The organism is Methylobacterium sp. D53M, assembly GCF_053345625.1.
This window is the reverse complement of the sequence record NZ_JBKFAL010000091.1, coordinates 1-634: the sequence shown is the minus strand read 5'-3', so window position 1 is coordinate 634 and position 634 is coordinate 1. Positions and strand designations below refer to the sequence as shown.

Below are 634 nucleotides of genomic sequence, written 5' to 3'. Positions count from 1 at the left end.
GGGGTGGTGGGCGAGCTCTACATCGGCGGCACCGGCCTCGCCCGCGGCTATCTCGGACGCCCCGGCCTGACCGCCGAGCGCTTCGTGCCCGACCCGTTCGGAAGGCCCGGCGCGCGCCTCTACCGCACCGGAGACCGCGCCGCACGCCGCCCCGACGGCGCCCTCGACTACCGCGGACGCGCCGACGAGCAGGTCAAGATCCGCGGACAGCGCGTCGAGCCCGGCGAGGTCGCCGCCGCCCTGCGCGCGCAGCCCGGCATCGCCCAGACCGCTGTCCTCGCCCGCCGCAGACCCGACGGCCCCGCGCGGCTCGTGGCCTACGCGGTGCCCGCGCCGGGCGCGCACCCCGACCCGCAGGAGCTGCGCCGCGCCCTGGCCCGCGACCTGCCCGAGGCCCTGGTGCCGGCCGCGATCGTCCTGCTCGGCGCCCTGCCGCTCTCGACGAGCGGCAAGCTCGACGCCCGCGCCCTGCCCGAGCCCGACGCGGACGCGCCCGCCCGGGACGCCGACCCGCCGCGCACGGCGACCGAGCGGCGCCTCGCCGATCTCTGGGCCGCGGTGCTCGGCCTGCCCGGCCCCGACGCCGTCGCCCGGTCCGACACCTTCTTCGAGCGCGGCGGCGATTCCATCCTCG

General features: G+C 79.8%; 1 protein-coding gene. It reads left to right on the top strand.

Features of this window, described 5'->3' with window-relative positions; genetic code table 11:
- Positions 1-634, top strand: a 634-nt coding sequence (locus tag ACLBYG_RS31625) for a non-ribosomal peptide synthetase (RefSeq protein WP_447684091.1), incomplete at both ends; no start/stop codon positions are given.